The 17,960-nt window shown below is 66.0% G+C and carries 18 protein-coding genes and 2 pseudogenes; 9 read left to right on the forward strand and 11 right to left on the reverse strand.

What is annotated here, in order from left to right; translation table 11 throughout:
• Window positions 1-2 precede the first annotated feature (2 nt).
• Both H7J89_RS18185 and H7J89_RS18190 read right to left on the reverse strand, forming a co-directional pair.
• A complete protein-coding gene (locus tag H7J89_RS18185; protein ID WP_264045254.1) occupies window positions 3-1,205 on the reverse strand; it encodes an amidohydrolase family protein in 1,203 nt (400 codons plus the stop codon).
• Between the two features lie 30 nt (window positions 1,206-1,235).
• Entirely contained in the window at window positions 1,236-2,078 is an 843-nt protein-coding gene (locus tag H7J89_RS18190; protein ID WP_264045256.1) for an enoyl-CoA hydratase, read from the reverse strand.
• A 283-nt stretch (window positions 2,079-2,361) separates the two neighbouring features.
• Between H7J89_RS18190 and mbp1 the strand changes: the two genes are divergently transcribed.
• Entirely contained in the window at window positions 2,362-2,598 is a 237-nt protein-coding gene (gene mbp1 / locus H7J89_RS18195) for a microaggregate-binding protein 1 (RefSeq protein ID WP_067203966.1), read from the forward strand.
• An 84-nt stretch (window positions 2,599-2,682) separates the two neighbouring features.
• Here the strand turns inward: mbp1 and H7J89_RS18200 are convergent, their stop codons facing one another.
• A complete protein-coding gene (locus H7J89_RS18200) occupies window positions 2,683-3,690 on the reverse strand; it encodes a dihydrodipicolinate synthase family protein (protein WP_264045259.1) in 1,008 nt (335 codons plus the stop codon).
• A 42-nt stretch (window positions 3,691-3,732) separates the two neighbouring features.
• Window positions 3,733-3,813: pseudogene (locus H7J89_RS18205) on the reverse strand (short-chain dehydrogenase); the annotation flags it as partial.
• A 239-nt stretch (window positions 3,814-4,052) separates the two neighbouring features.
• Here H7J89_RS18205 and H7J89_RS18210 point away from each other — a divergent pair.
• Window positions 4,053-4,865, forward strand: coding sequence for a TetR/AcrR family transcriptional regulator (locus tag H7J89_RS18210; protein WP_264045261.1), 813 nt, complete (start codon window positions 4,053-4,055; stop codon window positions 4,863-4,865).
• Between the two features lie 19 nt (window positions 4,866-4,884).
• On the opposite strand, the gene H7J89_RS18215 is transcribed toward H7J89_RS18210, so the two are convergent.
• Window positions 4,885-5,781 (reverse strand): enoyl-CoA hydratase/isomerase family protein, encoded by an 897-nt coding sequence (locus H7J89_RS18215; RefSeq protein ID WP_264045263.1) that lies wholly within the window; start codon window positions 5,779-5,781, stop codon window positions 4,885-4,887.
• Window positions 5,778-6,485, reverse strand: a complete 708-nt coding sequence (locus tag H7J89_RS18220; protein ID WP_264045265.1) for a hotdog family protein — start codon at window positions 6,483-6,485, stop codon at window positions 5,778-5,780. The genes H7J89_RS18215 and H7J89_RS18220 overlap by 4 nt, the downstream gene beginning before the upstream one ends.
• Window positions 6,486-6,616: 131 nt before the next feature.
• Here H7J89_RS18220 and H7J89_RS18225 point away from each other — a divergent pair, with 131 nt between their 5' ends.
• Genes H7J89_RS18225 through H7J89_RS18250 form a run of 6 tightly spaced genes read left to right on the forward strand, consistent with a single transcriptional unit; the run spans window position 6,617 to window position 13,636 of the window.
• Window positions 6,617-7,429, forward strand: coding sequence for an enoyl-CoA hydratase/isomerase family protein (locus H7J89_RS18225; RefSeq protein WP_264045267.1), 813 nt, complete (start codon window positions 6,617-6,619; stop codon window positions 7,427-7,429).
• Between the two features lie 9 nt (window positions 7,430-7,438).
• Entirely contained in the window at window positions 7,439-8,251 is an 813-nt protein-coding gene (locus tag H7J89_RS18230) for an enoyl-CoA hydratase/isomerase family protein (RefSeq protein WP_264045268.1), read from the forward strand.
• Window positions 8,248-9,042, forward strand: coding sequence for an enoyl-CoA hydratase/isomerase family protein (locus H7J89_RS18235; RefSeq protein ID WP_372513794.1), 795 nt, complete (start codon window positions 8,248-8,250; stop codon window positions 9,040-9,042). The genes H7J89_RS18230 and H7J89_RS18235 overlap by 4 nt, the downstream gene beginning before the upstream one ends.
• Window positions 9,042-10,523, forward strand: a complete 1,482-nt coding sequence (locus H7J89_RS18240; RefSeq protein WP_264045274.1) for a class I adenylate-forming enzyme family protein — start codon at window positions 9,042-9,044, stop codon at window positions 10,521-10,523. The genes H7J89_RS18235 and H7J89_RS18240 overlap by 1 nt, the downstream gene beginning before the upstream one ends.
• Complete coding sequence (locus H7J89_RS18245; RefSeq protein WP_264046066.1) at window positions 10,513-12,117, forward strand: class I adenylate-forming enzyme family protein; 1,605 nt, start codon at window positions 10,513-10,515, stop codon at window positions 12,115-12,117. Before H7J89_RS18240 ends, H7J89_RS18245 begins: the two co-directional genes overlap by 11 nt.
• A complete protein-coding gene (locus tag H7J89_RS18250) occupies window positions 12,110-13,636 on the forward strand; it encodes a class I adenylate-forming enzyme family protein (protein ID WP_264045276.1) in 1,527 nt (508 codons plus the stop codon). The genes H7J89_RS18245 and H7J89_RS18250 overlap by 8 nt, the downstream gene beginning before the upstream one ends.
• Window positions 13,637-13,647: 11 nt before the next feature.
• Here H7J89_RS18250 and H7J89_RS18255 read toward each other — a convergent pair.
• Window positions 13,648-13,955: pseudogene (locus H7J89_RS18255) on the reverse strand (hypothetical protein).
• 1 nt (window position 13,956) lies between these two features.
• Window positions 13,957-14,613 carry a DJ-1/PfpI family protein gene (locus H7J89_RS18260; protein ID WP_264045278.1) on the reverse strand — a complete coding sequence of 219 codons (657 nt, stop codon included), beginning with the start codon at window positions 14,611-14,613 and terminating at the stop codon, window positions 13,957-13,959.
• Window positions 14,614-14,688: 75 nt separating this feature from the next.
• On the opposite strand from H7J89_RS18260, the gene H7J89_RS18265 reads away from it, so the two are divergent.
• Window positions 14,689-15,693, forward strand: coding sequence for a GlxA family transcriptional regulator (locus H7J89_RS18265; protein ID WP_264045280.1), 1,005 nt, complete (start codon window positions 14,689-14,691; stop codon window positions 15,691-15,693).
• Here the strand turns inward: H7J89_RS18265 and H7J89_RS18270 are convergent.
• From H7J89_RS18270 to H7J89_RS18280, 3 genes are all read right to left on the reverse strand, one after another.
• On the reverse strand, window positions 15,644-16,006 hold the full coding sequence (locus H7J89_RS18270) for an Rv1352/Rv1906c domain-containing protein (RefSeq protein WP_264045282.1): 363 nt from the start codon (window positions 16,004-16,006) through the stop codon (window positions 15,644-15,646). The two genes, H7J89_RS18265 and H7J89_RS18270, sit on opposite strands and share 50 nt — an antisense overlap.
• Before the next feature lie 66 nt (window positions 16,007-16,072).
• Window positions 16,073-16,759, reverse strand: a complete 687-nt coding sequence (locus tag H7J89_RS18275; protein WP_264045284.1) for a GntR family transcriptional regulator — start codon at window positions 16,757-16,759, stop codon at window positions 16,073-16,075.
• Between the two features lie 2 nt (window positions 16,760-16,761).
• Entirely contained in the window at window positions 16,762-17,955 is a 1,194-nt protein-coding gene (locus H7J89_RS18280) for an acyl-CoA dehydrogenase family protein (protein ID WP_264045285.1), read from the reverse strand.
• Window positions 17,956-17,960 lie beyond the last annotated feature (5 nt).

The raw sequence follows: 17,960 nt of genomic DNA on the forward strand, positions 1-17,960 counted from the left end.
GGCTAGACGGCCGAGGCGACCGGAACGCCGAGTAGATCGCGGGCGTTGTCGCGCATCACTTTCCGGATGTCGGATTCGCTGAAGCCGTTGAGCTCCTCGGCGAACGACACCGGTGATTCGAGGCCTTCGCCGTGCGGCCAGTCGGAACCGAACAGGATCTTATCGATGCCGATGACGTCGGCCAGCTCGGGCAGATCGTCCTCGTAGTACGGAGCGATCCACACGTTGCTGCGCAATTGCTCCACCGGATCCTCGGGGAAGTCGCGGGGCTGGGTGTTGGCCGCCTTCTTCAACCGCTTGACCAGCCGATGGACGAAGTACGAGCCGTTCTCGATGCTGACCGCCTTGAGCTTCGGATACCGGGTGAACACGCCGTGCACGATCATCGAGGCCATCGTGTCGTGGATCGCGCGGTCGTCGAGGAGAACATTGTCCAGCGGATCCTTCGCGCCGAACCCCTCGAACGTCGCCTTGCCGCCCCACGCCGCCGCGATGTGCAGATAACCGCTGTCGCTGAGGTGGAATCCGACCGGAACTCCCGCCTCGGCCAGCCGGGCCCACACCGGGTCATGGCTGGGATCACCCAACGAGCGCGGCTTGACCAGGCCGGGCACCGGCGCCGGGCGCACCAGCACCAGCTTGGCGCCGCGTCCCAACACGAACTCCACCTCGTCGAGCGCCTTGGCAGGATCGGCCAGCGAAATGATCGGCGCGGCTATGATCCGGCGATCGGGCCGGTCGAAGCCCCAGTCCTCATCGAGCCACAGGTTGAATGCGTGCAGCGACGCCATGGTCGCTTCGATGTCATGCTTGAGCGCCTCCTCGACCCCGCATGCGAAAGTCGGCAGCATGAAGGCCGTTTCGATTTCCTGGGTGTCCATCACCGCGACACGGGCATCGCGGTTCTGGTACTCCGGGTGCTCGGCGAGCCGCTCGACCTTCATCAGCGACGCCGGATCGACGCCTTCGGGAATCTCACCGCGAAACAACAGATCCAGGCAGCCCGGCACGATGATCGGGTCGAAGGTGGGGTTGGGAACGAAATGATTGACCCGGCCCCCGATCACGGCCAAAGTGCGCTTACCCTGAGTGACCATCTGCACGCCGCGACTCTTGAACGCCCGGTCCAGGTGGCGAGTGAAGGCGTCCAGCGGCTCGTAGTAGTGGTTGTCGACGTCAATCGCCTTGTAACCCAAGTCGGCCATGATTCTTCCTTTCGGCATTACCGGCGAGCGCTAAGCGTCGGTCGAGTTGAGCGAGGGGAACTGCGGGGGCCGCTTCTCGAGGAAGCTGGTGATGCCTTCGACAACGTCCGGCCGCGGCATCGCCTCGTGCAGCAACACCTCGGCGCGCGACGTGGCGTCGACGACGTCGCGAGTGGCGTCGCCGTACACCTGCCGTTTGATCACTTCCATGGAAGCCGGCGAGCAGTTGCGGGCGATGTCCTCCGCGTAGTCCAGCGCACGCTTCATCAAATTTTCGGGCGGGACCACTTCCTTGACCAGGCCGAGTTCGGCCGCCTCTTCGGCGAGGAAGGTGCGGCCACTCAGCAACAGATCCAATGCGACGCCCCACGTGGTGAGGCGCGGCAGGATCCAGGAGATGCCGAACTCGGCGATCAGTCCGCGCCGGGCGAAGACCGCGGCGAACTTGGCGCCGGCGGCCGCGAACCGGACGTCGCACATGAGCGCCTGGGTCAGGCCGATGCCGACGCAGGCACCGTTGATCGCCGCGATGACGGGCTTGCGCAGCGTGGTCACGAAATGCGGTGGCCGATCGCCAACCAAGTCGGCGAGGTTGGTCTGGCTCGCCTTCTCCATCGTGTCGCCGTAGGTGGGCGCGGAACTCGGCGCGCCCAGATACGCGCCAGCACAGAAACCCCTGCCCCGCCCCGTCACCACGATCACCCGGATGGCCGGGTCCTGTTCGGCGCGGTCGATCGCGGAGTAGAACCCGGCGGCGATGTCCGGTCCCCATGCGTTGAGACGGTCAGGACGGTTGAAGGTCACAATGGCGACGCCGCTGTCGGTGGCCTCGTAGAGCACTGCGTCCTCGGAAGCGCCGTCGCTGCGGGACATCTACCCCCATACCTCCTCGCGATCGCGTATGAATTCCGCGACGTTTGTACGCATACTGTATACCTATCGGTACCGTTTTCCACAACCGCCGCCACACCCCTGGGAACCCCGGCCGAACAGCGCGTTTCTGCTTACTGAACCGAGGCGTCGACCGCGGGATATGGACCCGCGGATCGGCCCGTATCCGGCCACTGTGGCGAGCAACACGTCCCCATCACGTTTTCTTCGACCACCAATTCGGGAAAGCGAACAAAGATACCCACTAACAGGGAGGGGAAACGCCATGGTGGACATCAAGAGCGGCCCGATCGAGGCGGTCCAGGGCATCGTCGAGGCGATCTTCGGCAAGGCCAAGGAGATCATCGGCACGATCATCGGCCGCAACGATCTGGTTAACGAGGGCCAGGCCCAGCAGGACAAGGCCGACGCTCAGCGCAGCGCGGCGAAGAAGGAAGCCGCGGCCGAGAAGGCCCGGGGCAAGGCCAAGACCGCAGAGGCGCGGCAGAAGGCCGAACAGTAATCGGGTGATAGACGGCCCGGTCATCTTCGCGGTGACCGGGCCGTCGCCTTCGAGTTATCTTGCGGTGCAGGCATTCCGGGGCGGCTATGTTCCGATCAGCCCGAGCCGGCGGTAAGCCTCTTCGATCTGCGCCTTAGCCTCGGGAGGCAACTCCGCTTGCGGTGGCCGCGAATTCGGATACTCGCCTATCGGCAAGCCCAGCAGCGACGCGGCGTATTTGAACGCGCCACCCCAATGAGTGAAGTAATCCGGCCGCCCCGGGTAACAGGTCCACCAGGATCCGACGTCGAGGTCGAACTGGTCCAGTCCCGACTCACGACCGAAATCCATTGCCTCGATCAGCTTGTCGCTTTGCACCAGATCCCAGTAATGGGAGAACAGTCGCCGCTGCGGCGTCTCGAACAGGTAGCCCGCGGTGCCCAGTTGCGCCGGACAGACGATCCCGTCGCGCAGCCATCCCGCGCGATAGACCGTTTTGTCGCATTCCCACAGAACCAGGCCGGGCGCCATTTGGTGCAGCATCCGGCTGTTCGCCGGCCGGAAGGCGCCCTCCTTCGTGGCGCACACCGCGGGCACCTCGTCGTAGATCCGTGCGCTCTCGGCCGCGGTCAGCACGTAACCGGACGACGGTGAGTTGAACATGCCCAGGGCGATGTCGGTGCGGGCAGCGATGTATGTGAAGAATCGCAGCACACCCTCGCCCCCGTGCGCCTCCATCATCGGCGTTTGGATGTAGGCGATGTCGGCGCCGGCCTCTTGGGCGTGCAGCGTCAAGTCCAGGCAGTCCTTCGCCGCCATGGCCGCCGTGCAAGCTTGCACTACGACATCGGGGTTGACGGCGCGGGCTTCTTCGATCGCCACCTCCAGCAAGCGTTTTCGCTCGTCGAGAGTCAGGGACCAGAATTCGGCGAGGCCACTGGTGCACCACAACATCGGGTGTCCGAGGTCGCCGACGCAATACCGCACCAGTGTGCGGTATGCCTCCCAGTCGATGTCGTCACCGTCCGGGCCGCAGAACGGGGTATACAGAGAGTCGCCGATTCCCCGCAACGCCCCGCGCGCCCAGGCGCGCGCCTCACTCGCCGTCGCCACAATCGACTCCTTCTCGTCGGCCGAACTCTTCCCTCCGGGTGGTTAGGTGAAGTCCGAACCACCATCGACGTTGATGTTCGCCCCGGTCATGTACGAGTTGCGCCGCGACGCAAGGGCGGCGTGCGCCAGACCTAAGCCCATGGCAATTCCCGTGGCTCAGCGGGGGACTCGATCAATGGCCTGTGCCCGGTCATCTTCGCCCGTCCAGCCTTCGTTACCAAAAAGCCTACGATAGGTATTACAGTAGCAGATGGAAAAGCGCAGAAAAGCCGGGTTGACGGTCATCGTCGAGCGGCGAAACGCCAGCGTATGCGCAGGTGAGCTTGCACAGCTCTCCGACCGTATGCACAGGATACATCGTGATGGAGGTGCCCGTAGTGGCAAAGCAGGCTACCGCCGATAAGCGTCAACGACGCGAACGCGGATCCATCAATCCCGATGACATCATCAGTGGCGCATTCGAACTCGCGGAGCGAGTATCGATCGACAACTTGAGCATGCCGCTGCTCGGCAAACATCTCGGTGTCGGGGTGACCAGTATCTACTGGTACTTCCGCAAGAAGGACGACCTGCTCAACGCGATGACAGATCGCGCGTTGAGCAAGTATGTGTTCGCCACCCCCTACGTCGAGGCCAGCGACTGGCGCGAGACGCTGCGCAACCACGCGCGCCTGATGCGTAAGACGTTCATGGGCAACCCAATTCTGTGCGACCTGATTCTGATTCGGGCCGCGCTCAGCCCGAAGGCGGCGCGGTTGGGCGCCGAGGAGATGGAGAAGGCGATCGCCAATCTGGTTGAGGCCGGCCTGACGCCGGAGGATGCCTTCGATACGTACTCGGCGGTTTCGGTGCACGTTCGCGGGTCGGTGGTGCTGCAGCGGCTGTACGAAAAAAACCAATCCTCCGACGAGGGTGCGCGCGCCATCGAGGACGCCGTCGCCATCGATCCCGAGAAAACCCCCCTACTCGCGCAAGTAAGCCGGATCGGTCACCGCATCGGCGCACCCGACGAAACCAATTTCGAATATGGCCTCGGTTGCATCCTCGATCACGCCAGCCGGTTGATCGAGGAGGGCAAGGGATCGAAAGCCGGCAAGCCGGCGCCGTCGCGGCAACGCAAGGCGGCCAAGTCGCCCGGCTCGCGGGCGCGCACCAAAGCTCCGGCCGCACGCTAGCCAACCACGTATCGGGTTATCACGCTTCGGGTTTCGGTACCTCGAAATATTCATCGCGGAGCCGGAACGCTTCCTTTGTTCCGTGCTGTGCGCGGGTTTTGACGAAGTTGAACTCGTCCGGCCCGAATTGCAGGTTGGTGCCGAAGGCGTGGAAGAGATAGCTGGCGACTTCCTCACCCTGGTACGCCTGGCTCTGTTCGACGAGACGGAACGCTTCCTTGGCGATCACCACTCCGTCGGCGGGCATCTTCGCCGCCTTCTCGGCCCAGTACCGCGCACGCGCCGGAACGGCGGCTGAATCGCATGTGTCGGTGAAAATTCCGAGATGCTCGAGCTCGCCGGCCTCGATGACGTCGCCGGTGAGCAGTAGGCGCCGGGCCAGCACCGGGCCCAGCCGGTGGAAGAACATGTGCAGGCTGCCGAGCGCCGGGCCGAGGAAGCGGGTCGCCGGCATGCCGATCTTGGTGTCACGCGCTATCACGGAGATGTCGGTCATCAGTGCCATCTCGAACCCGCCGCCGAGCGCATACCCGGCGATCTCACCCACCGTGACCTTGGGAAAGCCCATGAAGTTGTGGTAGAAGCCAAAAGACTTGCGGTCCACGGCGAGTCGCCGGCGCTGGCTGGGGCGGCGCTTGGCCGACGCGTCGTCGCCCGCCTTGCCCTTCTTGCCGTACCAGCCGTACGCGTTGTTCATGTCGGCCCCGGTGGAGAAGACGCCACCGGCTCCACGCAACAGCACCACCGTGAGGTCGTCGTCCTCGGCCACCCGATCCAAACAGCGGGCGACGGCCTCGCGCATGGCGGCGTCGTAGGAGTTGTGTTGCGCGGGATTGTTCAGCGTGATCGTCGCGATGCGGCGGTCGCGGTCGACCTCGAACAGCACACGATCGTCCTGAGCGCCCGGGGCAGTCATCTGTCGGACTCCTTTCGCCGCCTGCCGAATTGAAACCCGGCCAGCTTTTCCGGTGGTGACGCCAACGTGCTCACCTCGCCGGTGCAAAGCACTTCGCCGTCGAGCAGCAGCCGCGCTGTCGAGGCGACACCGCGCTCGTTCTGCGAGCGAGCGATGTCGAACCGCAGCTCGGTCAACGCGGGCGTGGGACGGCGGAACGTCACCACCAATGACCGCGTCTTGCCCGAGAGACCTGCGACGCAGTTGTGGTGTTGGATGACGCAGTCGAAGAAGACCCCCAGGAAGCCGCCGTGCACCAATCCCGGCGGGCCCTCGTAGACCAGCGGGAAGTTGACCCGCCCGGTCGCCTGCTCGGAATCGAGGTGGTCGAACAGATACTCCGGAAAGCACGGGTTGTAGGCGCCAATGTCCGTCGCGTGGTTGAGATAGACGCGCCGGGGGTCGTCGGGGAAGTCGCCGATCCGGGGTGCGTTGTCCACCGGAGCTGCGGCCGCGAGCTCGCGCTCCCACTGGGCGAACTTCTCCACCATGGTGTCGACCGTCGGATGCGGATGTTCGAGTGACAGCAGCAGCGAACTCAGGCGCCGCATGGCGCCGGCGGCGGCCACGGTCTGGGCGAGGGGCCGCTCGCCGAATTTGGCGTCGCCGGTGCCCGGCGACTCTGGTGCGGCCCGCCCCTCCGCTCGCCCCTCCTGCAAGGCCATGCTTGTCTCTTTTCGCTCGGGTTCCGGCCCGGCTATTTCCGGCGGCGGCGTACCCTGCTAACTTATACAGCGTATCAATCGTATTGCCTACTGTATGGGTAACCGTATCGGCAGAAAGGCCGGATTCGACGGTGAGTCAGGAGGCCGACACGGCCGGTGCCGACGGTGCGGTGACAGTGCGCCGGGACGGCGCTGTGTTGCGGCTGACGCTGGATCGTCCATCCCGGCGTAACTCGTTGAACCAGGCAATGATTGGTTCCATGGTCGAGGCGTTGACCGATGCCGCCGCCGACGATTCGTTGCGCGCGGTTCACATCCGTGGCGGCGACGACTTCTGCGCCGGAGTGGACTGGGTCGCCGCCAACGACCGGGAGCGCCCCCGCACCGGCGATCTCGTGCGGCGGATCCCCCATGCCGCTCATCGCGTGATCGAGCTGGTGGCGAGCATCCAGCTGCCGGTGCTCTGTAGCGTGCGAGGATGGGCCGCGGGGTTCGGCTGCAATCTCGCACTGGCAGCCGACTTCACCGTCGCCGCCACCGATGCGGTGTTCTGGGAGCCCTTCGTGGACCGGGGCTTCAGCCCCGACTCGGGAGCCACCTGGCTGCTGCCCCGGCTGGTCGGCCTGGCGCGGGCCAGACGAATGCTGCTGCTCGGCGAGAAGGTCAGTGCGAAGGATGCGGCCGACTGGGGATTGATCCACCAAGCGGTCGACCCTGCCGAGCTCGATGGTGCCGCCGAGGAATTGCTCGAGCGGCTGGTTTGCGGTCCGACCGCGGCGATCGGGCTTACCAAGCAGGCCCTGAGCTTCGGCCAACAGGCCACGCTGAGCCAAGCCATGACCCAGGAGCTGTTCAATCTCGAGCTGTCCTGCCGGACAGCCGATTTCAAGGAAGGCCTGGAAGCCTTCCGGCAGCGACGGACGCCGAAATTTCAGGGCCGATGAGGGAGCAGGATGCCTACTGACTCGTTCGACACCATCAACTACGACGTCGACGGGCATACCGCCACCATCACGCTGAACCGTCCGGACGCCCTCAACGCCCTCAGCCCGCACATGATCACCGAGCTGCGGGCCGCCTACGACGAGGCCGAGAACGACGACAAGGTCTGGCTGACCATCGTGACCGGCACCGGCCGCGCGTTCTGCACGGGCGCCGACGTCAACGCCATTCCCGAAGACGGCAAGGTGATCTACGAGCGCCCCTACCTGTCGACCTACGACCAATGGGAGGCACCGCAGGAGGGCACCCCCCCATTTCGCACGGCCGCCAAGCCGGTGCTCGCCGCGGTCAATGGGTTGTGCTGCGGGGCCGGAATGGACTGGGTCACCACATCGGACATCGTGATCGCCTCGGAGCAAGCAACTTTCTTCGATCCGCACGTCAGCATCGGGCTGGTGGCCGGACGCGAGATGGTGCGGGTGTCGCGCGTGCTGCCCCGCTCCATTGCCCTGCGAATGGCGTTGATGGGCAAGCACGAGCGGATGAGCGCACAACGCGCCTACGAACTGGGTCTGATCAGCGAAATCGTCGAGCAAGACCGGCTTCTCGAGCGGGCGCACGAGATCGCCGGCATCGTCAACTCCAATGCTCCGCTGGCGGTTCGGGGAACTCGTCTGGCCATCCTTAAGGGTCTCAATGTGCCGCTGCACGAAGCCGAGATCATGGCCGAAACGTTCCGCGAGCGCGTGTTGCGCACCGAGGACGCGGCCGAAGGGCCCAAGGCCTTCGTCGAGAAACGCAAGCCCGATTGGCAGTGTCGATGACGTTCGAGACCATCCTGCTCGAGGTCGACGAGACCGACCGGGTCGCGACCATCACGCTGAACCGGCCCACGCAGCTGAACGCGTTCAACCGCACCATGTGTGAGGAGATGGCCCGCGCCTGGCAGCTGGTCAAACTCGACGACTCGGTCAACGCGGTCGTGCTGCGGGCCGCCGGTGATCGCGCGTTCAGCGCGGGGCTGGACATCAAAACCCCCTACGGGCAGCCCGAAAACATCTGGAATCACGAGGATCCCGGCGAGGCTCTCAGCCCCAAGTGGCAGAAGATGTGGAAGCCGGTCGTGTGCGCAGTTCGGGGCATGTGCACCGCGGGCGCGTTCTACTTCATCAACGAATCCGACGTGGTCATCTGCTCGCAGGATGCGACGTTTTTCGACTCGCACGTATCCGCCGGCCTGGTCTGCGCGCTGGAGCCGATCGGCCTGATGAGGCGCATCGGCCTCGGCGAGACGCTACGCATCGCCCTGATGGGCAACGACGAGCGGGTCAGCGCCGACACCGCGCTACGGATCGGACTGGTGTCGGAAGTCGTCCCCGCCGAGGAGCTGTGGGGCCGCGCGTACGAGATTGCCGCGACGATCGCCGCCAAGCCGCCGACCGCGACTCAGGGCACGGTGAAGGCGATTTGGGAGTCGCTCGACAAGCCGTATCGCGCAGCCATGGAGCAGGGACTGATCTATACCCGATTGGGCAACCCGCTCGGGGCGGCGGAACTTGCCGCCCAGCGGAATTCCGGCGGCGAAGACCCCACCCGCACCCCGAAAATCCGCTGATGCCTCCTAACCCGCTCAGTCAGCGCATCGCCGACGTCCTCGACCTGGATCCGGACGCGCGCGCGATCGAGTTTGACGGCCAATGGATTTCGTGGGCGAGGGTTCGCGCCATGGCACAGCGCATCGCCGCCCTCACCGCTGGTGGCGAAGTCGGGATGCTGCTGCGCAACCGCCCCGGTCAGGTGGCGGCCTTTCTCGGGGTGCTGCTGGGCGGCGGCACCGTCGTCGTTATCAACCCGTCTCGCGGTGACGAGCGCACACGGGCCGACATCGCCAGGCTGCGGCTGCCGCTGATCATCGGGGAACACGACGACCTGACGACATTGGTGCCCCCGACGATCGACGCGAGGACCGTGGCGATCTCGGGTCGATTGGACGAGCCCCAGGCTGCCTGCCTGACGGTTCCGCCGGCACGCGAGAGCGACGCACGCCCGGGCGTCGCGGTGCGCATGTTGACCAGCGGCACGACGGGTCCGCCCAAACGCATCGACCTCGGCTACGACACGCTGGCCCGCAGCGTGATGGGCGCCGAGGCCGGCCGCGCCCCGGCGCCCATCGAGCTGCGGCGCAGCGTCGCGATCGTCAACTCGCCGCTGGTGCACATCGGCGGTGTTTTCCGCGTGCTGCAATGCATCGTCGAGGGGAGGTCGTTCGCGCTGCTCGAGCGATTCGAGCTGACTGCGTGGGCAGAGGCCGTGCGCAGGCACCGGCCGCGCACCGTATCGCTGGTACCCGCGGCCCTGCGGACGGTGTTGCACTCCGACGTGCCGAGATCCGACCTGGAGAGCATCCGCGCGGTCACCTGCGGCACGGCCCCGCTGACGGCCGACGACGCCGATGCCTTCACCGACAAGTACGGCATCCCGGTGTTGACCTCATACGCCGCGACCGAGTTCGGCGGCGGCGTGGCCGGCTGGACGCTGCCCGATTACCAGCGATATTGGCCCACCAAACAGGGTAGCGTCGGCCGCGCCAACCCCGGCACGCAGCTCCGGGTGGTCGCCGATGACGGCACGCCGCTCGACCCTGACCAGGTCGGTCTGCTCGAAGTCAAGCCGGGACAACTGGGGCCGTCCGCTCAGTGGATGCGGACCACGGACATGGCACGCATCGACGCGGACGGCTTCGTCTGGATCGTCGGCCGGGCCGACCAGGCGATCATCCGCGGCGGATTCAAGGTGATGCCCGACGACGTGCGCACCGCCCTGGAGAGCCACCCCGCGGTGGCCGCAGCGGCGGTGGTCGGACGGCCCGACGAACGCCTCGGCGCGACGCCGGCCGCCATGGTGGAACTGCGCGAGCCCGCCGGCGTCGAATGCGACGCACTGGTGGACTATCTGCGAACGCGGCTGGCGCGCTATGAGATCCCCACCAAGATCGCGATCGTCGACGCCATTCCGCGGACACCGTCGGGTAAAGCCGATCTCGGTGCGGTCCAGCAATTTTTCAGTGCACCCGCCCACAGCGACCATGCGCGGTGACACCACGACGGTCGCCGGGGTCCTGGCCCACCAGGCCCACTCGCGTGGTGACCATTCGCTACTCGTCTGCGACGGTGAGCGCACCAGTTACCGGGAGGCCGAGGTCCGCTCGGCAAAGCTTGCCCGCGGGCTGCTCGCCATCGGGGCCGGCAAGGGCTCCCATGTCGGCCTGCTCTACCCCAACGGGCCCGAGTTCGTCGTCGCAATGCTGGCGGCGGCGCGGATCGGTGCCGTGGTGGTGCCCTTTTCCACGTTCGTCACCGGTCGCGAGATGGGCGAGCAGCTCCTCGACAGCGACGTCGAAATCCTCTTGATTGCAGCGACTTTCCGTACCCACGACTATGTTCAACGGCTCGAACAGGTGCTGTCGGACCCTGAGTTCCAATCCGACCGGCGCTTGTTCTCCCCAACCGCGCCTCAACTGCGGCAGGTCGGCATCGGCTACCGCCCGGGGGCGCCGCGCCGCGTCCGCGACATCGAACGGTTCTACGGGCTGGCCGAGACCGTGGCCCCCGAGCTGCTCGCGGCGACGCAAGGCGATGTCCACGGTTGCGATCCCGTGGCCATCGTGTACACGTCGGGCTCCACCAGTGCCCCCAAGGGGGTCGTGCACACCCACGCGGCGCTGCTCGGACACCAACGGAATCTCAACACGATCCGCGGTTTGACGGCCGAGGACAAGCTGTTCTGCAATTCGCCCTTCTTCTGGATCGGCGGTTTCGCGTTCGGGCTACTCGCCACTCTGGTTGCCGGGTCGACGCTGGTGTGCTCCAATGCCACCGATCCCGCTGAGACGCTCGACTTGCTCGAAGCCGAAAGACCCAGCATGACTAATGGTTTCAGCGCCGGCATCGCACACCTGGCCGATCATCCGAGCTTCCCGCGACGGGATCTGTCATCGCTGCGGCGGGGCAACCTGTACGCCATCATGGCGCCCGGCGTCCGACCGGCCGACCCGGAACTACGGCACAACATGCTGGGCATGACCGAAGCCGGCAGCGTCGTGCTGATCAGCGACGACGAAACCGATCAGCCCGAGAACCGGCGCGGATCGTTCGGCAAGCCGGCACCCGGCTTCGACACCAAAGTCATCGACACCGAAACCGGCCTTCGGGTCGGCGTCGGTGAGGCCGGAGAACTGTGCATCCGCGGACCGTATGTGATGCAGGGCTACTACCGACGCAGTCGCGAGGAATGCTTCGACGCCGACGGCTGGTTCCACACCGGCGATTTGGTGCGCGCCGACGCCGACGGATTCTTCTACTACCTCGGCCGGCTCACCACGATGATCAAAACGGCGGGCGCCAACGTCTCCGCCGACGAGGTGGAGCGGGCCATCGGCAGGGTCACCGGCGGGTTGACGGCCCACGTCGTGGGTGTCCCCGATGCCCAGCGCGGACAACTGGTCGCGGCGGCCGTGGTGGTCCCGGACGGCGCCGCGCTCGACGAGGCGGCGCTGCGCGACGGCCTGAAGGCGGAATTGTCGGCGTACAAGATCCCGCGGCGGCTTCTCGCCGTGTCGCGCTCCCAACTGCCGTTGCTCTCCAGCGGCAAGGTCGACACACGGGGACTGAGAGAGCTCTTCGATGCCTGACACCATCGACGGACTGGTACGGTTCCGCTCCGACCACGACGGCGACACACCGATGGTCATCGACCCTATATCGCGGATCAGCTATCGCGAACTCGACTTCACCACAGGCGAATTGGCCGCGGTGTTCATCGAAGCCGGTGTGGGCAAGGGCACTCGGGTGGGCCTGATCATGCCCAATTGTGCTCGCTGGGTGCAGGTCGCTGTCGCGCTGACGCGAATCGGTGCCGTGCTGGTACCGCTGAGCACGCTGCTGCAGGCAGTAGAGCTCGCCGCGCAGTTGCGTGTCGCGGCCGTGCAGTTCCTGATCAGCGTGGACGAATTTCGCGGCCATCGCTATCTCGAGGAGCTTGCCGACCTGCAGCCCGAACTTCCTGCCTTGCGTCAGGTCTGGACGACCGACCGGCTCGCCGACGCCACCGCCGCCGAGCCGGTCCGCCGAATCGTGGATGCCATGACTGAGACTGTCACGGCCGCAGACCCGTTGGTCATCATGTTCACCTCCGGCAGCAGTGGGGCCCACAAGGGGGTCCTGCATTCTCACGGCAGTGCGCTGGGGGCCGTACGGTCGGGCCTGGCCGCGCGCTGCATCACCACCGACACCCGGCTGTATCTACCCATGCCGTTCTTCTGGGTGGGCGGCTTCGGCAGCGGAATCCTGTCCACGCTGTTGGCCGGCGCGACCCTGGTGACGGAGGAGATCCCGCGGCCGGAGACCACGCTGCGCCTGCTGGAAGCCGAGCGGGTGACGCTGTTTCGCGGCTGGCCGGACCAGGCGGAGACGTTGGCCAGGCATGCCGCCACGGTCGGCGCCGATCTGTCGGCCCTGCGGCCTGGGAGCCTGCAGGCGCTGCTCCCGCCCGACCAGCGGGCCCAGCCCGGGGCTCGGGCCACGTTGTTCGGCATGACCGAGGCGTTCGGTCCATACTGCGGCTATTCCGCCGATACCGACATGCCCAAGACGGCATGGGTCAGCTGCGGAAAACCGTTCGGCGGCATGGAGGTTCGCGTCGTGGCTCCGGGCAGCGGCGAGCCAGTGCCGGCCGGATCGGTGGGCATGATCCAGATTCGGGGACCGCACACGCTGCGCGGCATCTGCGGTCGCGGCCGGGAAGAACTGTTCACCGCCGACGGCTTCTACCCCACCGGCGACCTGGGCTACTTCGACGAGGAGGGATTCCTGTTCTACCGCGGGCGTTCCGACGACATGTTCAAGGTCAGCGGGGCCACTGTGTACCCCAGCGAGGTGGAACGCGCGCTGCGCACCATCGACGGGGTCCATTGCGCCTTCGTCACCAGCGTGCCCGGAGCGGCGGGCGACCGGGTCGGCGCGGCCGTGGTGTGCGACGGCGCGGTGTCCACCGAGCGGCTGGGTCGGGACGCACGAAAGCTGCTGAGCGCCTTCAAGGTACCGACGGTGTGGCTGCTGTTGGCATCGGCCGACGACGTTCCGCTCGGCGGCACCGGCAAGGTCGACACCGGACGACTGCGCGAGATGTTGGCCGAGACGTTGGCGGGCTGACCGCCGGTCCATCAGAGCCGGATGCCGGAGACCGCCGACCGGGGCAGCCGCCCCGCCCGCGAATGTCCACTCATCGACTCTCCGTCGACCACGACGTCGAAGGCCAAATTGAGCCGCATGGGCTTGGTCACGGATTGCCGCCAGTCACCCGGGTCCCGTCCGCGGCTGCGCTGGACGTCAAGTCCTGCAACGAGACTGTCTCATTCTTGTAGGTGGCCGTGCCGGCCAGTCCGTCGCCCAGGTCGGTGAACACGTACCGGACCGCGAGCGTGCCGATCGGCGTCTTGATCTTCACGTCCCACTCACCCTCGATGCCCAATCTAAGCCTCCACCGGTTCTCGTCCCGCCGCGCGCCACACGGTGCCCCGACGCTCGTATTCGAAAAGCTTCTCGACGGCGTGCGCGATCCGTGGGCCGTACCACCGATCCAGCAAGTACAGGCCCAGATCCAGCCCGGACGTCACCCCGCCGGCGGTGACCAGGTCCCCGTCGTCGACCACCCGTGCGGCGACCGCACGCACGCCGGCGGCGTCGAGCAAGTCCAACCCCAAGTGATGGGTCACCGCGTGGCGCCCCTCGATCAACCCCGACATCGCCATCACCACCGACCCGCCGCAGACACCGGCCACGGTCATCTCCGGATTGCCAAACGCCTTCCCTAACAGCGGTGTCAGCTCCGTCTGAGCCGCTCGGGCCAGCAGCACCGGGATGGTCTCGACACCGTCGTCCGGGTCGCCGGCTACGCGTCCGCTGGCGCCCGGCACGATCACGCAACCGGGCACCGATGGGTCGAGCGCGGCGGTGGCGCTCAGCGTCAAACCGCGAGTGCCGCTGGTGACGCTGCGCGGCCCTTCGGCCGACACCAACTCAACCCAAAGGTCGCCTCCCGCACACTCACTGCCCGCCGCCAGCACCTCGAACGGCGCAATCACGTCGAGCGGATCGAAACCGTCGTACAACACGATTTGCGCATGCACTCCGTCATAGTCACTGGATTTGGGCCAACCGCACCAGTGGCTGGATTGACACTATGCACCGGTATATTGCCAAGCATGCATTCCGTTGCGATTCTGGCCGAGGCGGACGTCATCGCGTTCGACCTCGCCATCGCGATCGAGGTTTTCAGTCGCGTCAACCTCGCCACCGGCGCGCCCGGGTATGGCGTGCGGGTATGTGGGTGCGAGCCCGTCGTGCCGGCCGGACCGATCCGGATCGCCACCGACTACGGCCTGGAAGTGCTCGACGACGCGGACACCATCGTGGTGCCCGGACGCAATGACGTCACCGTGCCGGTGTGCGAGGACGTCGTCGTGGCGCTGAAGTCGGCGTACGACAAGGGGATTCGGATCGCGTCCATCTGCAGCGGTAGCTTCACCGTCGCCGCCGCGGGAATCCTGGACGGCAAACGTGCGACCACCCATTGGGTGGCCGCCGACTTGTTCGCGGCCCGATATCCAGGGGTCAAACTCGACGCCGCGGCGCTATACGTCGACGAAGGCCAGATTCTCACTTCGGCCGGGGCATCCGCGGGGCTCGACTTATGCCTGCACATGGTCGCGCGCGACTACGGCTCCGCGGTGGCCGCCGACGCCGCCCGGTTGGCCGTCACGCCCCTGCACCGCACCGGGGACCAAGCTCAATTCGTCATCCGCAATCGCGGGAAGTCCCACACCGAGCTCGACGGTTTACTGGTCTGGCTGGAGAGCAATGCGCACCTCCCGCTGACCCTCGGCGAGATCGCCCGTCAGGCCGCCACCAGCGAACGAACCCTGAACCGGCGGTTCAAAACCGAAACAGGTCAAACGCCGATGCAGTGGCTGAACGGCATTCGGATCCGGCACGCCGAGGAGCTGCTGGAGACGAGCTCAGACAGTGTCGAAAACATCTCGCGGCTGGTCGGATTCGCGTCGGCGACGAATTTTCGCGAGCAGTTCCGCCGATTGGTGGGAGTGCCACCGCAGAGCTACCGCAACGCTTTTCGCGATCAGAACCCCGCGCGGACCAGCGTTAGGAGACCCGGGTCCAGGGCTGGCAGTTCTGCGACTCGAAGGCCTTGACCGAGGTGTTGATGTTCGCGTACATCGGACCGATCGACGTATTCGTCTGCAGCACATGGTCCTTGTTCGCGTCGGGTGTGCTGTAGGTGAACCAGGAGCACATCGAGTCCTGAGTGGGCACGTTGTTGATCCAGACACCGAAGGCCGATCCGGACCCGCCGGTGTGGTAGAGGCCGGGCGCGATGTCAGGGCCTACGACAAAGACACCGTTGCCGGGGATGGGGTCGAGCGGATCGGCCAGCGCCGGCGGTGCTAGGGCGACGGCCGTCACGACCGAAACGAACAGGCACGCCGCGGTAATCGTTCGGGGCACTTTTCCTCGCTTAAGTTGTTGCCCCCTGCCAGGCAGCCTATGCCGAGGCGCGCGGGGGAACAACCATCAGTCCGCCGAGGCGCAGTCGACGACGACGCCGCGCGCGGTGAGGTGATCGATCAACGGAACGGCGCCCGCGGCAAGATGTTGCGACATCGCCGCGCGGGCGAGCTCCTCGTCGCGCTTCTTCAGCGCGGACAGAATCCGCCGATGGTCCCGCATCGACTGCTCGGGCCAACCTTGGATGGCGGGGAACACCGATTCCGGTGCGTAGCGGGTGATCTGCGACATCAGCTGGGCGAGCTTTGGCGAGTCCGCGGCAACGTTGATGGCGCGGTGGAATTGGTGGTTGAGACCCACCGTCCGCTCGTCGTCATCGCCGGCGTACGCGTCTTCGAGTTCCGCCTGGATCTGTTTGAGTTCGCGGAGTTGGTCATCGGTGATGTTGATCGCGGCCCGCGCCGCGAGTTCGCCACCGACGTGGGCCTGCAGGTTCGCGACGTCGGTGACGTCGCGGCCCGTCACCGGCAGCACCATGAAGCCCCGTCGGGGCTGTTGCGCGATCAGGCCTTCCGCGCGCAGGGCGAAGAGCGCCTCCCGCACCGGTGTGACGCTGATTCCCAACTCGGCGGCCAATTGGTCCAGGCGGACGTAGGACCCCGCAACGTAGGTGCCATCGAAGATTCTCCGGCGGATGAAGCGCGCGACATCGTCCGAAAGTTGCGGTCGCGCGGCGAAATCCGGGGTCGTCATCGCTACACCTGGTATTCGGCGAGTAGTCGCTTGCTGATGATGTTCTTCTGGATTTCGCTGGTCCCCTCGCCGATCAGCAGGAACGGAGCGTCACGCATCAGCCGCTCGACCTCGTATTCCTTGGAATAGCCGTAGCCGCCGTGGATCCGGAAACTCTGTTGGGTGACCTCGGTGCAATACTCGCTGCACAGGTATTTGGCCATCCCCGCGGCGACGTCGTTGCGCTCCCCCGAGTCTTTCAGCCGGGCCGCATTGACCATCATCAGGTGTGCCGCTTCGATCTTGGTGGCCATCTCGGCCAGCTGGAACGCGATGGCCTGGTGCTCGGCGATGGGCTTGCCGAAGGTGTGGCGCTGCTGGGCGTAGCGAACCGCGAGCTCGAAGGCCCGGACGCCGACACCGCACGCTCGGGCCGACACGTTGACCCTGCCGACTTCGATGCCGTCCATCATCTGGAAGAAGCCCTGGCCGGGGCCACCGCCGAGAATGTCGTCGGCGCTCGCCTGGTAGCCGTCGAAGATGAGTTCGGTGGTGTCGATTCCCTTGTAGCCCAGCTTGTCGATCTTGCCGGGTATGACCAGGCCCGGCACGACTTCGCCGAAACCCGTTGGCTTCTCGACCAGGAAGGTGGTCAGGTTCCGGTGCGGCTTGTCGGCCCCTTCATCGGTGCGAACCAGCACCGCGATCAGCGTCGAGCTCCCGCCGTTGGTCAGCCACATCTTTTGGCCGTTGATGGTGTAGTCGCCGTTCGGATTGCGCACCGCCCGAGTCCGGATGGCGGCGACGTCGGAGCCCAGCTCTGGCTCCGACATCGAGAAGGACCCCCGCGTCTCGCCGGTCGCCATGCGCGGCAGGAACCGTTGCTTCTGCGCATCAGTGCCGTGCTGGCGCAGCATGTAGGCCACGATGAAATGCGTGTTGAGCACCCCGGACACGCTCATCCAACCGCGCGCCAGCTCTTCGACGCACAGCGCGTACGTCAACAGCGACTCCCCCAAACCGCCGTACTCCTCCGGAATCATCAGCCCGAACAGGCCCATGTCGCGCATCCGGTCGACGATGTCCTGCGGGTAGGTGTCCCCGCGGTCGAGTTCCGCGGCATTGGGGATGACTTCCTTGTCGACGAATTGCCGTACGGTGGCGATGATTTCGGTCTGGAATTCGGTCAACCCCAGGGTCTGGGCGAGTTTGGTCATGCGCT

It is taken from the genome of Mycobacterium paraffinicum (assembly GCF_025822865.1).
GTDB lineage: Bacteria > Actinomycetota > Actinomycetes > Mycobacteriales > Mycobacteriaceae > Mycobacterium > Mycobacterium paraffinicum.

Excerpts from the sequence above, each read along its gene's own strand:
- H7J89_RS18185 (WP_264045254.1), bottom strand. The coding sequence starts at position 1,205 with ATGGCCGACTTGGGTTACAAGGCGATTGACGTCGACAACCACTACTAC.
- H7J89_RS18190 (WP_264045256.1), bottom strand. The coding sequence starts at position 2,078 with ATGTCCCGCAGCGACGGCGCTTCCGAGGACGCAGTGCTCTACGAGGCC.
- mbp1 (WP_067203966.1), top strand. The coding sequence starts at position 2,362 with ATGGTGGACATCAAGAGCGGCCCGATCGAGGCGGTCCAGGGCATCGTC.
- H7J89_RS18210 (WP_264045261.1), top strand. The coding sequence starts at position 4,053 with ATGGAGGTGCCCGTAGTGGCAAAGCAGGCTACCGCCGATAAGCGTCAA.
- H7J89_RS18215 (WP_264045263.1), bottom strand. The coding sequence starts at position 5,781 with ATGACTGCCCCGGGCGCTCAGGACGATCGTGTGCTGTTCGAGGTCGAC.
- H7J89_RS18220 (WP_264045265.1), bottom strand. The coding sequence starts at position 6,485 with ATGGCCTTGCAGGAGGGGCGAGCGGAGGGGCGGGCCGCACCAGAGTCG.
- H7J89_RS18230 (WP_264045268.1), top strand. The coding sequence starts at position 7,439 with ATGCCTACTGACTCGTTCGACACCATCAACTACGACGTCGACGGGCAT.
- H7J89_RS18235 (WP_372513794.1), top strand. The coding sequence starts at position 8,248 with ATGACGTTCGAGACCATCCTGCTCGAGGTCGACGAGACCGACCGGGTC.
- H7J89_RS18240 (WP_264045274.1), top strand. The coding sequence starts at position 9,042 with ATGCCTCCTAACCCGCTCAGTCAGCGCATCGCCGACGTCCTCGACCTG.
- H7J89_RS18245 (WP_264046066.1), top strand. The coding sequence starts at position 10,513 with ATGCGCGGTGACACCACGACGGTCGCCGGGGTCCTGGCCCACCAGGCC.
- H7J89_RS18250 (WP_264045276.1), top strand. The coding sequence starts at position 12,110 with ATGCCTGACACCATCGACGGACTGGTACGGTTCCGCTCCGACCACGAC.
- H7J89_RS18265 (WP_264045280.1), top strand. The coding sequence starts at position 14,689 with ATGCATTCCGTTGCGATTCTGGCCGAGGCGGACGTCATCGCGTTCGAC.
- H7J89_RS18275 (WP_264045284.1), bottom strand. The coding sequence starts at position 16,759 with ATGACGACCCCGGATTTCGCCGCGCGACCGCAACTTTCGGACGATGTC.
- H7J89_RS18280 (WP_264045285.1), bottom strand. The coding sequence starts at position 17,955 with ATGACCAAACTCGCCCAGACCCTGGGGTTGACCGAATTCCAGACCGAA.